This is a genomic window from Mycolicibacterium monacense (genome assembly GCF_010731575.1).
Taxonomy (GTDB): domain Bacteria; phylum Actinomycetota; class Actinomycetes; order Mycobacteriales; family Mycobacteriaceae; genus Mycobacterium; species Mycobacterium monacense.
Map to the genome: position 1 here is coordinate 2,545,700 of NZ_AP022617.1, position 13,061 is coordinate 2,558,760.

The window sequence follows — 13,061 nt, forward strand, 5'->3', positions numbered from 1 at the left end:
AGTGTAGTAGCGCCCACAAATCCATTGAATCCGCAGATCAGCGGATCGTTTCCACCGGTCCGGGCGCCAAGAGCCCGTCGGCCAGTTCGCCGGCCCGGGCCAGTAGCGCACCCAGCTGCTGCGGGTAGACCGTCTCACCGGCCGCGACCAGTTCGTCGATCATTGTCGCATCACACCAGCGGTGACCGTGAATCGTGCGCTGCTCCAGGGGGGTGTGGGCGTCGAGAGAGGGCTCGAAACGCGCAGTGCGGTGCACGAAGAACATCTCCTGGCTGCGCAGCACCGCACCGCTGAACTCGAACACCGCGTCGCGGCGCCACACCGGCCCGACCAGCGCGGCCGCGTCCACCTCCAGTCCGGTCTCCTCGGCGAGCTCCCGCGCGGCCGCCTCCGCGATCGCTTCACCCGGCTCCACCCCGCCGCCGACGGTGAACCACCACCGCGGGGCGTCGGTCAGCGCCGGATCCGACCCGCAGAACAGCAGCACCGCACCGGTCTCGTCGAGCAGCACCACTCGAGCCGAAACCCGCCGACCCAGCGGCTCCGCATCGCGCGAGGACACCTCGGCGATCTCGAAGTAGCTCGGCAACGCCGCGGTGCCGCCCAGCCGCAGCAGCCGCACGGGTGCGCGTTCGCGCAGCGCGAGGGTGTCACGCACCGCGTCGTTGTGGAACCGCCGGGCCAGCAGGACCCTCGCCTCGGCGTCGGCGAGTTCGGCCACCAGCGCCACGGGTAGGGAGCCCGTATCGACCAGCGCCAGCGCCGCCGACAGTTCGTTCTCGGCGGCCTCCCGGCCGCTGCGCGGTGCGCGTTCGGCGGCGGCGGCGAGCGTGGCCAGTCGCTTGCCCTCCGGTCCCCCGGCGTATGCGTCGACGGCGACCGCGCGGGCCACCACCGCGCGGCGGGCCAGCGCGCCGTCGAGCGCCTGCCAGCTCAGGTCGTAGCGCACGTGCAACCGGTCGAGGCGGTGGGCGGTCTGGTAGGCCCAGGCGCCCACCAGCAGGACGATCACCAGCAGGACCGCCAGCGCGACGATCACGATCCACGTCACGGCGCGACCTGGACCTTGACTCCCGACCCGGCGACGGTCTCGTAGACCCGCATGATCTGGGCGGCCACCACCGACCAGTCGTAGCGGCCGACGGCCTCGGATGCGGCGTCGATGTAGCGCTGCCGCGCGTCGTCGTCACCGAGCACCTCGATCAGTCCGGCCGCCAGCGCCTCGGAGTCGTCGACGGTGACCAACCGGCCCGCCTCGCCGTCGCGCAGCACCCGCCGGAAAGCGTCGAGATCGCTTGCCACGACGGCGGTCCCGGCGGCCATCGCCTCCACCAGCACGATGCCGAAACTCTCCCCGCCGGTGTTGGGCGCGCAGTACACGTCGGCGCTGCGCATCGCCGACGCCTTGACCGCATCGTCGACCTGCCCCAGGAAGCACAGATGCGACGCCAACGGGCCGGCCTGCTCCCGCAACTCGTCCTCGTCGCCGCGTCCGACGATGAGGATCTCCACGTCCGGATAGCGCGCCACCACGGCGGGCAGCGCCCCCAGCAGCACGTTCATCCCCTTGCGCGGCTCGTCGTAGCGGCCGAGGAACAGCACCGTGCGCCCCGGTCGCGGATAACCGTCGAGGCGGGGCGCATCGGCGAAGAACGCGACGTCGACCCCGTTGGGGATCTCGACCGCATCGGAACCCAGCGCCTCCATCTGCCAACGCCGCGCCAGGTCCGACACGGCGATCCGGCCGACGATCTTCTCGTGGTACGGGCGCAGGATGCCCTGGAACACCGACAGCGTCAGCGATTTCGTGGTGGAGGTGTGGAACGTCGCGACGATCGGGCCCTCGGCGGCCTGCAACGCCAGCATCGACAGGCTCGGGGCGTTCGGCTCGTGCAGGTGCAGCACATCGAACTCACCCTGCGCCAGCCACTTCTTGACCAGACGGTGCGTGGCGGGCCCGAACCTCAGCCGTGCCACCGACCCGTTGTAGGGAATCGGCACCGCGCGCCCGCCCGAGACCACGTAGTCCGGCAGGTCGACATGCGGGGAGGACGGCGCCAGCACGCTCACCTCGTGTCCGCGTTCGCGCATGACCTCGGCCAACTGCAGGACGTGGGACTGGACCCCGCCCGGCACGTCGAACGAGTACGGGCACACCATGCCGATGCGCATCGTCAGCCCGCTCCGGCCAGCCTGGCGCGCCGCGCATCGGACAGGTCGGCGATCCACTGCGGCTGCATCATGTGCCAGTCCTCGGGGTGCTCGGCGATGTTGGCCGCGAAGCGGTCGGCCAGCGCCTGGGTGACCAGCCCGACGTCACCACCGGAGGTGTCGAGCGGTGCGAAGACCCGCATACCCCAGCCGTCACCGTCGAACCAGCAGTGCACCGGCAGCAGTGCCGCCCCCGTCTCGCACGCCAGCTTCGCCGGTCCGGCGGGCATCCGGGTGGGTTCGCCGAAGAAGTCGACCGCCACGCCCTGGCGGGTCAGGTCGCGTTCGGCCATCAGGCACACCACCCGGTTTGCGCGCAACCGGTCCCGCAGCAGCTCATACGGCGGGCGCTCGCCTCCCGAGAGTGGGATCACCTCGAAGCCCAGGCTCTCGCGGTAGGCGACGAACCGGTTGAACAGCGACTCCGGGCGCAGGCGCTCGGCCACCGTGGTGAACGTGCCGTGGTTCTGGACCAGCCAGACCCCGGCCATGTCCCAGTTGCCACTGTGCGGGAGCGCGAGCACGGCGCCGCGTCCGGAATCGAGAGCGTCCCAGACGTGCCCGATGTCGTCGACGGTGAGTTCCTCACCGAGCTTGCGGTGGTCCATGGTCGGCAGCCGGAACGCCTCGCGCCAATACCGGGCGTAGGAGGCCAGCGATGCGCGCATCAGCTCGTCGGGCACATCGGCCGGCGCGACACCGATGACCCGGGCGAGGTTCTTACGCAGTTGTTCGGGGCCGCCGTTGCGGGCCGAGTACCACGCTCCGGCGTCGAAGGCGTTGCGCGCCAGGACTTCCGGTACGGCGCGCACCACCCGCCAGCCGGCCGCGTAACCCCAGTCCGTCAGGTGGTCGGTGCCGGGCAGCCAGCCGCCGAGTGCGGTCACTGGTCGTCCGCCGCCGGTTTCTCTTCGCCCTTGGGCTCGATCCGGTCCATCGCGCCCGGCGAGGTGCGCACGGTGTGCAGCCGCTGCAGCACCGTCACCACGTTGGCCACCGCCAGGATCCACATCGCCACGGGCAGCAGCCACGGGATGTGCAGGAACGACACCCCGGACAGGCCAGCCCCGGTCAGCACGATCACCAGCCGTTCGGGGCGTTCGATGAAACCACCGTCGCCGCGCAGCCCGCTGGCCTCGGCGCGGGCCTTGATGTAGGAGATGACCTGCGAGGTGATCAGACAGATGACCGTGGCCACCACCAGCGCCGGACTGTCCATACCGAAGGCCGCCCACCACAGCAGACCCGCGAAGATCGCGCCGTCGGCGATCCGGTCGCAGGCCGCGTCGAGGACGGCACCGAACCGCGTGCCGCCGCCGCGTTCGCGGGCCATGGCGCCGTCGAGCATGTCGGCCAGCACGAACACGGCCACCGCGAAGGCGCCCCACCACAGCTGCCCGATCGGGAACAGGGTCAACGCGGCCAGCACGGTACCCGCGGTGCCCAGGATCGTGATGCTGTCCGGCGTGAACCCCACCCGCAGCGCGGCCCGCGCCAGCGGCCGCGAGAGTTTGACGTAGGCGGCCCGGGTCATCAGGTAGATGTTGCTCACCGACTCAACCCTCCGTCGCTTCGCTCCTGTTTCGATCCCCCGTCGCTTCGCTCGCCCTGTTTCGCCCACTCCGTGGCGAGCAGCTCACGTGTCTCGCGCAACAGCTGCGGGATGACCTTGGACCCACCGATGATCGTGATGAAGTTGGCGTCCCCGCCCCAGCGCGGCACGACGTGCATGTGCAAGTGTTCGGCGAGCGAGCCGCCCGCGGACTGCCCCAGGTTGAGCCCGACGTTGAAGCCGTGTGGACGCGACACCGCCTTGATGACGCGAATCGCCTTCTGCGTGTACGACATCAGCTCGGCGCTCTCGGCGTCGGTCAGATCCTCGAGTTCGGACACCCGCCGGTACGGCACCACCATCAGGTGGCCGGGGTTGTAGGGGTACAGGTTGAGCACCGCGTACACCTGATCCCCGCGGGCCACCACCAGCCCGTCCTCGTCGGCCATGTTGGGGATGTCGGTGAACGGCTGCGAGGACTGCGACGAGTTCGAGCCCTTCTTCATCGGCGACTCGGCGATGTAGCTCATGCGGTGCGGCGTCCACAACCGCTGCAGGTTGTCCGGGTCGCCGACGCCGTGATCGATTATCGTCCGCTCATCGCCGATCGTCCGCTCTTCGCGCAAGCGCTCATCGCCGATCGTCCGCCCTTCGCGCAAGCGCTCATCGCCGATCGTCCGCCCTTCGCGCAAGCGCTCATCGCCGGTCGTGCGGTCGTCCGGTTCGGTCACGTCCCCGCGCCAGCCTTCACCAGATCGGCCGTCGGAGCCGTGTTGCGGCGCTCGACGATCCAGCCGACGATCGCCTCGACCGCCTCGTCGCGCGGCACCCCGTTGATCTGGGTGCGGTCACCGAAGCGGAAGCTCACCGCGCCCGCGGCCACATCCTTGTCCCCGGCGAGGAGCATGAACGGCACCCGCTGGTTGGTGTGGTTGACGATCTTCTTGGCCATCCGGTCGTCGCTGCCGTCGATCTCGACCCGCACCCCGCGCGAACGCAATTGCGCGGCAACATCTTCCAGATACGGGATGTGCGCGTCGGCGACCGGGATGCCCACCACCTGCACCGGCGCCAGCCACGCCGGGAACGCCCCGGCGTAGTGCTCGGTGAGCACACCGAAGAACCGCTCGATCGAGCCGAACAGCGCGCGGTGGATCAGCACCGGCCGCTGCCGGCTGCCGTCGGCGGCGGTGTACTCCAGCTCGAAGCGCTCCGGCATGTTGAAGTCCAGCTGGATCGTCGACATCTGCCAGTTGCGTCCCAGCGCGTCCTTGACCTGAACGGAGATCTTCGGGCCGTAGAACGCGGCGCCGCCGGGATCGGGCACCAGGTCCAGCCCGGAGGCCTCGGCCACCTCGCGCAGCGTCTCGGTGGCCTCGTCCCAGATCTCGTCGGAGCCGACGTACTTGTCCGGATCCTTGGTCGACAGTTCCAGGTAGTACTCGTCGAGGCCGTAGTCGGAGAGCAGGTCCAGCACGAACTGCAGCAGCGACGTCAACTCGTCGCGCATCTGCTCGCGGGTGGCGTAGATGTGCGCATCGTCCTGCGTCATCCCGCGCACGCGGGTCAGCCCGTGCACCACCCCGGATTTCTCGTAGCGGTACACCGACCCGAACTCGAAGAGCCGCAGCGGCAGTTCGCGGTAGGACCGGCCGCGCGAACGGTAGATCAGGTGGTGCATCGGGCAGTTCATCGGTTTGAGGTAGTAGTTCTGCCCGGGTTTGCGCACCGCACCGTCGGCGTCGTACTCGGCGTCGATGTGCATCGCCGGGAACATCCCGTCGGCGTACCACTCCAGGTGTCCGGAGGTGACGTAGAGCTGCTCTTTGGTGATGTGCGGGGTGTTGACGAACTCGTAGCCGGCCTGCAGATGCTTGGCGCGCGAGTAGTCCTCGAGTTCCTTGCGGACGATGCCGCCCTTGGGATGGAACACCGGTAGCCCGGAACCGAGTTCGTCCGGGAAGCTGAACAGGTCGAGTTCGACACCGAGCTTGCGGTGGTCGCGGCGCTGCGCCTCCTCGATGAGCTCGAGGTGGCGGTCGAGCGCCTCCTGCGACTCCCATGCGGTGCCGTAGATGCGCTGGAGGCTGGCGTTGGTCTGATCGCCGCGCCAGTAGGCCGCCGAGCTGCGGGTCAGCTTGAACGCCGGGATGTACTTCGTCGTCGGGATGTGCGGTCCGCGGCACAGGTCGCCCCAGACGCGTTCGCGGGTGCGGGGATTGAGGTTGTCGTAGGCGGTCAGCTCGTCGCCACCGACCTCCATCACCTCCGGGTCACCCGACTTGTCGTCGACCAGTTCGAGTTTGTACGGCTCGTTGGCGAGCTCGCGGCGCGCTTCTTCCTCGGACTCGTAGACCCGCCGTTCGAACAGCTGCCCGTCCTTGACGATCTTGCGCATCTTCTTCTCGAGCGCCTCGAGGTCCTCGGGCGTGAACGCCCGCGGGACGTCGAAGTCGTAGTAGAAGCCGTCGGTGATCGGCGGTCCGATGCCGAGTTTGGCCTCGGGGAACAGGTCCTGCACGGCCTGGGCGAGCACGTGCGCCGCGGAATGGCGGATCACGCTGCGGCCGTCCTCGCTGTCGGCGGGGACCGGGACGACCTCGACGTCGGCGTCGGGCGTCCACGACAGATCGCGTAACCGGCCGTCGGCCTCGCGCACGACGACGATCGCGTCGGGCGCACCCCGGCCGGGCAGCCCCGCGTCGCGTACCGCCGCCCCGGCGGTCGTCCCGGCAGCGACCCGGATCGGGGCTGCGGGGGCTGGGCTGGCGGCGGTGCTCATCGGTGACTCTTTCCGGTGGGTCGGGGACGGTCGATCGCGACCATGCTATCGGTGCGACCGGCGGTTCCCCGAGCGTGCTGCGATCAGGGGCCCAGCCCGAACGGACTGTTCAGCCACTCGTGCTCGATGCCGAAGATCTTCGCGACCCAGTCGACGGCGCCGAGCAGCCACAGCGTGGTGAACACGACCAGCGCCGTGAGCAGGCCGCCGAGGATCTGGACGACGGCGTGCTGGCCGTGGAACCAGTCCATCACGCGGTCGTAGCGTTCCCGGGCGTAGGCCAGAAGGCGTTTGGCCCAATCGAACTCGGTGGCCAGGATGCCCAGGCCGATGAACACGATCGCCCATCCCGGTCCGGGATAGGGAATGGCGAGGATGCCCAGGACGAGCACCAGCAGGCCGATCACCCCGACGGCGATGCGGTAGGAGAACTCCATTCGCGGCCTGGCCCGCAGGCCGTCGCGCCAGCGCTTCCACCGGTCCTTGACCCGGGTCCAGCGCGACGGTTGGTCGGTGTCGTTCTCGGTCACGGCTGCCCCGGGTTGAGTCGGACGAACAAGGCCTCGGCGTCGGCGAGCACGGTGTCGCCGTCGAGGAGCCGGCCTTCGACGAAGATCTTGCGCCCCTCGATCCGGTCGATGCCGGCCTCGACGCGCAAGGTCTTCTCGACCGGCGCGATGTTGCGGTAGTTCACGTGCAGGAAGGCGGTGCGCTGGTACCGGCTCTGGGTGAGTTTGTAGGTGGTGTAGCCGAGCACCGAGTCGAACAACAGGGCCACCGCACCTCCGTGGGCGGCGCCGTTGCGGCCGAGGTAGAAGCGGCGGAAGGTGACCTCCCCGGCGATCCGGCCGTCATCGGTCTTGGCCAGCAGCATCGGCACCTGGAGGATGTTGCCGCGGTTGGGCAGGTCCATCCGCCGCCCGGACGGTGACGTCCACTCGTCGGCGCGGTAGGGCGCCAGCAGACCGGTGACCTTCTCGATCAGCCCGGCCGCCTCGGTGACGACCTCGTCGGGTGCGTCGGCCGCCCGGGCGAGGTCCTGCAGTTCGCGAACCGCCTCGACGAACCTGCCGTAGTCGGGTCCGCCGCGGGTGGTCGGTTCTGGGGGGTTGAACCCGCCCCCGTTCTGCGCCTGGGTCGGTTCACTCGCCACACCGCTCACCGTATTGGGTTTACGCGGTGAGAAGGTGGCGGGGTGAAGCTCGCCGACCTCGCCGACCTCGCCGACCTCCCGCTGACCTACCGCGAGGTCGGCGCGACGGCCGGACCGATGCCACCCGGCTACCACCATGTGCGGGAGTCCGCGCTGATCGGATCCGGACGCGCCCGGTTCGACGAGGCCGCCGAGGCGGTGATGCGGTGGGGCATGCTGCGCGGGGCCGGCTTGCGCGTCACGCCCACCACCGAGGTCGCCCGGGTGGGTTCCGAGGTGATCGTCGGGCTGGGTCCGGTGAAGGTGCCCTGCCGCGTCGTCTACGTGGTCGACGAACCCGACCGTCGCGGCTTCGCCTACGGCACGCTGCCCGGGCACGCCGAGACCGGTGAGGAGCTGTTCGCCGTGCGCTACGACCCGATGAGCGACGGGGTGTACGCCGAGGTGGCGGCGTTCTCCCGGCACCGAACGTGGTGGAGCCGGCTCGCCGGACCCGTCACCTCACGGCTGCAGCGCGTGGTCACCCGGCGGTACCTGCGGGCTCTCTGAGGCCTCGCCGGCGGTCCGCCGTACCGCGGCGTCGATCTGGTAGGTCAGCACCGCGAGGGTGAACAACCCGATCGACATGCTGAGCAGTGCGGCGAAACCCTCGGTCGCGAAGTCGACGAACGCGTTGAGGAAGGTGAACAGCAGTGCGGCGTTCCGCAGCCAGCGCAGCGGCCACAGTCGGTCGGTGCGGCGGCGGGCGATCATCGCAGGCACGGCGATCATCGAGGTCACCGCGGCGTTGACGACGAGGATCACCGACGCGGGGTTCATCCCGTCCAGCCGCAGCGTGATGTCGTCGTCCTCATAGAAGTAGCCGCCCAGGGCGATCCCCAGCAGCCCGAAGAACAGGCCGCTGATCGCGCTGAGAACCAGCAGCCACCCGACCACCGGCACCCAGCGCGGACTGCGGAAGAACCCGGGGATCAGCCGCGGCACCCACTGCTGCAGCCGGTGGAGCCGGTCGCTGGTGGTCTCCGCGGAGACCAGCAGGGCGCGCACCGGACCGACCTCGGTCGGCTCCGCACCGGCCTGTTCGGCCTGGACCAGCAGCGCCAGTCCGAGCTCGCGACGGCGGTCGGCCAGTCCGCGCGCGACCCCGTCGCCGGCGATCACCGCCGCCGAGGCCAGGCACTCCCGCCCGGTCAGCGGCCGGAAGTCACGGAGCACCCGCGCGCCGACGAGGATGACGACGACCAGGATGTACATGATCTCGGCGGCCGGCCCGTAGAAGTAGTCGTTGTCCTTGGTGACGAACTTGCCGACCTCGTCGAGGAACAGGCCGAATCCGACACCACCCATGACGACCGCGGCCACCCGCGCACCCGCCCCGATCAGCAGCCAGCCGGTCAGCAGCGCCAGCATCATCAGCGCGCCACCCCACAGGGCGTGTGCGATGTGCAGATTACCCCCGCCGATCTGCGGATATCCGGTCAGTTCGAGGTAAAGGCGGGTGATCAGGATGGTGGCGATCGCGATGAGCACGAACGCTTCCGCCGACCCCGAACCGGTCGCATCCCGGGTCACCACACCGCGTCGGTGCTGACGGGTCCTGTTCATGCATCCTCCGGCCGATGGAGCGCGTAGCCTTAAGCAACTTATCGGAGGAATATGATCGGAAGGTGCTGGTGAACGAACCTGCCGGCGTCGAGGGTGTGCACCGGCGAATCGCCGAGCTCGTACAGCAGTTGCACGGCCGGACCGACGCCGACGCCGACACCGTGCTCGCCGAGCTCGTTGAACACGCCGCCGTCGAGATCCCGGGCGCGGACTACGCGGGTGTGACCATCACCCGCAATTCGAAGAAGATCGAGACCCCGGCGGCGACGCACAAGTGGCCGATCGTGCTCGACGAGATCCAGGAGCGCTACCGCGAAGGCCCGTGCCTGACTGCGGCCTGGGAGGAACGCACCGTCCACGTACCCGACCTCGAGCGCGACGACCGCTTCCCGAACTACCGGCGGGATGCGCTGGAGCAGACGCCGATCCGGTCGATCATGGCGTTCCAGTTGTTCATCGCCGACGAGACGATCGGTGCGATCAACGTCTACGCCGAGAAACCGAACGCCTTCGGTACGGAGTCGCGCGAGATCGGACTGGTCTTCGCCGCCCATTCCTCGGTGGCCTGGAACTCGGCACGCCGCGACGAGCAGTTCAAACAGGCGCTGGCCAGCCGCGACATCATCGGACAGGCCAAGGGCATGATCATGGAGCGCTACAGCGTGGACGCGGTGCAGGCGTTCGCGCTGCTGCGCAAGCTCTCACAGGACTCCAACGTCCCGTTGATCGCGATCGCGACAGACCTGACGCGGAAGGCGACTTCGTCGGGGATCTGACGCCGGGGGTTTCAGTCCGACAAGGCCGGGGCACCACACCCTCACACAGTCAACACAGAGGGTTGGTGCGTGATGAGTCTCGAATCGAAGCCGGGCGCCGATGCGTCGCTCGGCGAACTGATGAGCCAACTGTCCGCCCAGACGTCGCGGCTGGTGCGCGACGAGTTGCGGTTGGCGCAGAAGGAATTCCAGGAGTCGGCCAAGCACGCCGGCATCGGAGCCGGATTACTGAGCGTCGCAGGGCTTTTCGCATTCCTGGGATTGGCGACAGTGATCGCGGCGGCCGTGGCGGCGCTGTCGCTGGTGCTGCCCGTCTGGGCGGCGGCGCTGATCGTCGCGTTGGTGCTGTTCGTCATCGCGGGCATCGCGGCGCTCGTCAGCAAGAAACAGGCCGATGAAGTCACACCGGCAGCACCGCGCACCGTCGAGACGGTGAAGGCCGACATCCAAGAGGTAAAGGACCGAGCGTCATGACCGCACCTGACCGCCCCGAACCCGGCCCGGACGCCGGTATGGAAGACATCGAGGCCGACATCGAGGCCACCCGCCGAGAACTCGGCGAAACGGTCGAGGCGCTGTCAGCCAAGCTCGACGTCAAACAGCAGGCCAAAGACAAGGTCGACGAGACCAAACACCGGGTGGTCGAGAAGGCGCACACAGCGCAACACGTCGTGGCCGACAACCCGCAGAAATCAATCCCGGTCGCGGCGTTCGTCGTGGCCGTCGTGGTCGCCGTCGGCGTTGTCGTATGGCGTCGTCGACACTGATCTCAAACCGATTTCGGGGTCCGTGACGGGTCCGATAATCAATTTGCTCGACTTTCAACGAATTACTTCTTTATCAGGTTCCTTTAAGGTACGTTTCTCCTCATCCGGCGTGGTCGGGGGGACAATGCCTAGTCGAAAAGGGGGCCATGATGTCGGGCAACAATGTTGAAGGCTGCGAATCTGAGTTTGCGCTGAGCGGAGCGGCGAAAGGCCGGTCCCGCCGAATGAGCGGTCGACACCGGCGTGCGAGAACTGCAACGCCCACCGTTGCCGTCGACATGACGCCCGGCGTGCACATCTCGCACGCAGCGCCCACTTCAGCAAATTCCGCGCCGCGACGGGTGCGGCGCCGGCGTGCAGCGTTGCGCCCCGCGATCACCGGCGGCCTCGCCGTGCTCGGCGCCACCGCGCTGGTCGGGACGTTCGTCACTCCCGCCCCCGCCGAGGCCCGCGCCACCACGTACGCGGTGAGCGCTCCGACGCCGACGCCCCTGCTGGCGGCCCTGACGCTGCCGTTCGATGCGGCGCAACTCCAGGCCGCAGCGGCAGCGGTCATCGATCTCGATTTCGACGGCGTGTTCCGGTTCAACAGCGACCTCGTGGACCTGCTGGCACGGCTGGGGGCCAGCCTGCGGGTCGACGTCGACATCGACCTCGACGCCGAGGAGCTCGCCGCGGCGTTCGCGGACCTGATCAACGCGATCGCAATCGGAATCGACGGCGGGATCGAGGCGGCCAACGATGTGGTCGACCTGGGTGCCGCACTGGTCTCCGAGATCGCGCTGGCGGCCGCAGGCTTGGGTGTCGATCTGGTGGACGCGTTCACCGGCGCACTGGTGAGCCTCCTGGCCTCGATCACGCCGGAAGGTGGCGTCGGGGCTGACCTGTCCGCCGCCATCGGCGGTGCGATCGAGGGCATCGGAGAGCTGATCTCGACCGGGTTCATCGGCGCGGGTTCGGCGGTCGCCTGGAAGGCCACCCTGGACGACGTCCTGTTCGACCTGGTGGCGACCGGCGGGATCGCGCTCACCAACGGTGTGGCAGGGAGCCTGCTCGCCGCGTTGGGCATCGACGCCGACCTAGACCTGCCCGACATCGACGGCGAGGACGTCGCCGTATCGCTCGGAGCGCTGATCGAACACTTCACCGACGGCATCAACGGGGCACTGCTGACCGGCGGCGGCGCCGTGGAACTGGGCGTCGACCTGATCAACGGACTCGTGGAGGCCGCGGCCGAGGGGGGCGTGGACATCCGCGGAGCCATCACCGGTGCGTTGCTGAGCTCGCTGGCCGCGCTCGTACCCGTCGGCAGCCCGGGTGCGCCGTTCGCCGAAGCCGTTGTCGAGTTCGTCGGCGACATCTCCGCAGACATCGACGCGGGGATCCGCGGTATGGGTGAGGCGATCGCGTGGAAGTTCACGCTCGACGACCTGCTCGTCGACGTGGGGGTCGCCGGCGGCGTCTCGCTTGTCAACGGGTTGACCACGGCACTGTTCGGCGGGATCGGTCTGCCGCTGCCCGAGCTTCCCGAGGTCGACTTCGCGGCGTCGGTGCGGGCGCTGATCAATCACTTCGCGGTCGCCCTGGGACTCGAGATCGACCTCGAGGCGGGCGGCGAGGTCGAGGTGGACCCGAACGAAGAGATCGACCCGAACGAAGAGGTCGAGCTTCTCGGGGGCGAGGAGGGCGATTCCGAGCTGGTGCCGGACGGCTTCGAGACGCTGCGTGTTGGCCTCACCGGCGAAGAGACGGATCCGGACGCCGAGCAGACGCCGCTCGACGAGCAGAAGCCGGCCGACGATGCGGGCGACCAGGGTCTCGGCGGGGACGATCTCGGTGAGAACGACCTCGGCGAGGACGATCTCGGTGAAGAGGAACTCGGCGAGGAGGATCTCGACGAGGTCGAGGAGCTTCCCGGTGACGACGTCTCCGGTGATGTGACCGAAGAGACCGCCGAGGAATCAGAGGACGGCGACGAGGATGCCGGTGAGACGGGGGACGCCGGTGACGCGGGAGGCGAGACCGGTGGGGACACCGGTGGCGAGACCGCGAACGCCCCTTCGACCGACTGAGTGTGATCAGCGGGCGCGGGAGCCGGCCTGGACCGGCACCCGCGCGCGGTGATGCCCGGTTTCGGTGTAGGTAAGCGAACTCTGCTCGCGACCACGGAAACCGTGCCTTTCGGTGGTGGCGGATCTGCTTGACGGCCGCGTAA

14 protein-coding genes are annotated in these 13,061 nt (G+C 68.9%); 5 read left to right on the plus strand and 9 right to left on the minus strand.

Annotated features, from left to right (window positions below):
• Positions 1-37 precede the first annotated feature (37 nt).
• From G6N49_RS12060 to G6N49_RS12095, 8 genes are all read right to left on the minus strand, one after another.
• A complete protein-coding gene (locus G6N49_RS12060; protein WP_011559645.1) occupies positions 38-1,051 on the minus strand; it encodes an NUDIX hydrolase in 1,014 nt (337 codons plus the stop codon).
• Complete coding sequence (locus G6N49_RS12065) at positions 1,048-2,172, minus strand: glycosyltransferase family 4 protein (RefSeq protein ID WP_011559644.1); 1,125 nt, start codon at positions 2,170-2,172, stop codon at positions 1,048-1,050. The genes G6N49_RS12060 and G6N49_RS12065 overlap by 4 nt, the downstream gene beginning before the upstream one ends.
• 2 nt (positions 2,173-2,174) lie before the next feature.
• Positions 2,175-3,098: a phosphatidylinositol mannoside acyltransferase gene (locus G6N49_RS12070; RefSeq protein ID WP_011559643.1), complete on the minus strand. Its 924-nt coding sequence runs from the start codon at positions 3,096-3,098 to the stop codon at positions 2,175-2,177.
• Positions 3,095-3,763 (minus strand): phosphatidylinositol phosphate synthase, encoded by a 669-nt coding sequence (gene pgsA / locus G6N49_RS12075; RefSeq protein ID WP_083044588.1) that lies wholly within the window; start codon positions 3,761-3,763, stop codon positions 3,095-3,097. The genes G6N49_RS12070 and pgsA overlap by 4 nt, the downstream gene beginning before the upstream one ends.
• Positions 3,760-4,389, minus strand: coding sequence for an ATP adenylyltransferase (locus G6N49_RS12080; protein WP_167535200.1), 630 nt, complete (start codon positions 4,387-4,389; stop codon positions 3,760-3,762). Before G6N49_RS12080 ends, pgsA begins: the two co-directional genes overlap by 4 nt.
• Positions 4,390-4,490: 101 nt before the next feature.
• Positions 4,491-6,545 carry a threonine--tRNA ligase gene (thrS, locus tag G6N49_RS12085; RefSeq protein WP_011559640.1) on the minus strand — a complete coding sequence of 685 codons (2,055 nt, stop codon included), beginning with the start codon at positions 6,543-6,545 and terminating at the stop codon, positions 4,491-4,493.
• Positions 6,546-6,628: 83 nt separating this feature from the next.
• Positions 6,629-7,075 (minus strand): TIGR02611 family protein, encoded by a 447-nt coding sequence (locus tag G6N49_RS12090; RefSeq protein WP_083044589.1) that lies wholly within the window; start codon positions 7,073-7,075, stop codon positions 6,629-6,631.
• The gene (locus G6N49_RS12095; protein ID WP_011559638.1) at positions 7,072-7,698 is read right to left on the minus strand and encodes a PaaI family thioesterase; all 627 of its coding nucleotides are present in this window, start codon (positions 7,696-7,698) and stop codon (positions 7,072-7,074) included. The genes G6N49_RS12090 and G6N49_RS12095 overlap by 4 nt, the downstream gene beginning before the upstream one ends.
• 42 nt (positions 7,699-7,740) lie before the next feature.
• Here G6N49_RS12095 and G6N49_RS12100 point away from each other — a divergent pair, with 42 nt between their 5' ends.
• Entirely contained in the window at positions 7,741-8,247 is a 507-nt protein-coding gene (locus tag G6N49_RS12100) for a DUF1990 domain-containing protein (protein ID WP_011559637.1), read from the plus strand.
• On the opposite strand, the gene G6N49_RS12105 is transcribed toward G6N49_RS12100, so the two are convergent.
• Complete coding sequence (locus G6N49_RS12105) at positions 8,200-9,303, minus strand: hypothetical protein (RefSeq protein ID WP_011559636.1); 1,104 nt, start codon at positions 9,301-9,303, stop codon at positions 8,200-8,202. The two genes, G6N49_RS12100 and G6N49_RS12105, sit on opposite strands and share 48 nt — an antisense overlap.
• 14 nt (positions 9,304-9,317) lie before the next feature.
• On the opposite strand from G6N49_RS12105, the gene G6N49_RS12110 reads away from it, so the two are divergent.
• The 4 genes from G6N49_RS12110 (at position 9,318) to G6N49_RS12125 (ending at position 12,918) form a co-directional block, all read left to right on the plus strand.
• Positions 9,318-10,079: a GAF and ANTAR domain-containing protein gene (locus G6N49_RS12110; RefSeq protein WP_083044590.1), complete on the plus strand. Its 762-nt coding sequence runs from the start codon at positions 9,318-9,320 to the stop codon at positions 10,077-10,079.
• Positions 10,080-10,151: 72 nt separating this feature from the next.
• Positions 10,152-10,553 (plus strand): phage holin family protein, encoded by a 402-nt coding sequence (locus G6N49_RS12115; RefSeq protein ID WP_059161186.1) that lies wholly within the window; start codon positions 10,152-10,154, stop codon positions 10,551-10,553.
• Positions 10,550-10,846: a DUF3618 domain-containing protein gene (locus G6N49_RS12120; RefSeq protein WP_011559633.1), complete on the plus strand. Its 297-nt coding sequence runs from the start codon at positions 10,550-10,552 to the stop codon at positions 10,844-10,846. Before G6N49_RS12115 ends, G6N49_RS12120 begins: the two co-directional genes overlap by 4 nt.
• 362 nt (positions 10,847-11,208) lie before the next feature.
• Positions 11,209-12,918, plus strand: a complete 1,710-nt coding sequence (locus G6N49_RS12125; protein WP_225891980.1) for a hypothetical protein — start codon at positions 11,209-11,211, stop codon at positions 12,916-12,918.
• The last annotated feature ends 143 nt before the right edge of the window (positions 12,919-13,061 follow it).

What these genes read in the sequence shown, in the direction of transcription:
- G6N49_RS12065 (WP_011559644.1), bottom strand. Translation starts at nt 2,172, where the DNA reads ATGCGCATCGGCATGGTGTGCCCGTACTCGTTCGACGTGCCGGGCGGG.
- thrS (WP_011559640.1), bottom strand. Translation starts at nt 6,545, where the DNA reads ATGAGCACCGCCGCCAGCCCAGCCCCCGCAGCCCCGATCCGGGTCGCT.
- G6N49_RS12105 (WP_011559636.1), bottom strand. Translation starts at nt 9,303, where the DNA reads ATGAACAGGACCCGTCAGCACCGACGCGGTGTGGTGACCCGGGATGCG.
- G6N49_RS12110 (WP_083044590.1), top strand. Translation starts at nt 9,318, where the DNA reads ATGGAGCGCGTAGCCTTAAGCAACTTATCGGAGGAATATGATCGGAAG.
- G6N49_RS12115 (WP_059161186.1), top strand. Translation starts at nt 10,152, where the DNA reads ATGAGTCTCGAATCGAAGCCGGGCGCCGATGCGTCGCTCGGCGAACTG.
- G6N49_RS12120 (WP_011559633.1), top strand. Translation starts at nt 10,550, where the DNA reads ATGACCGCACCTGACCGCCCCGAACCCGGCCCGGACGCCGGTATGGAA.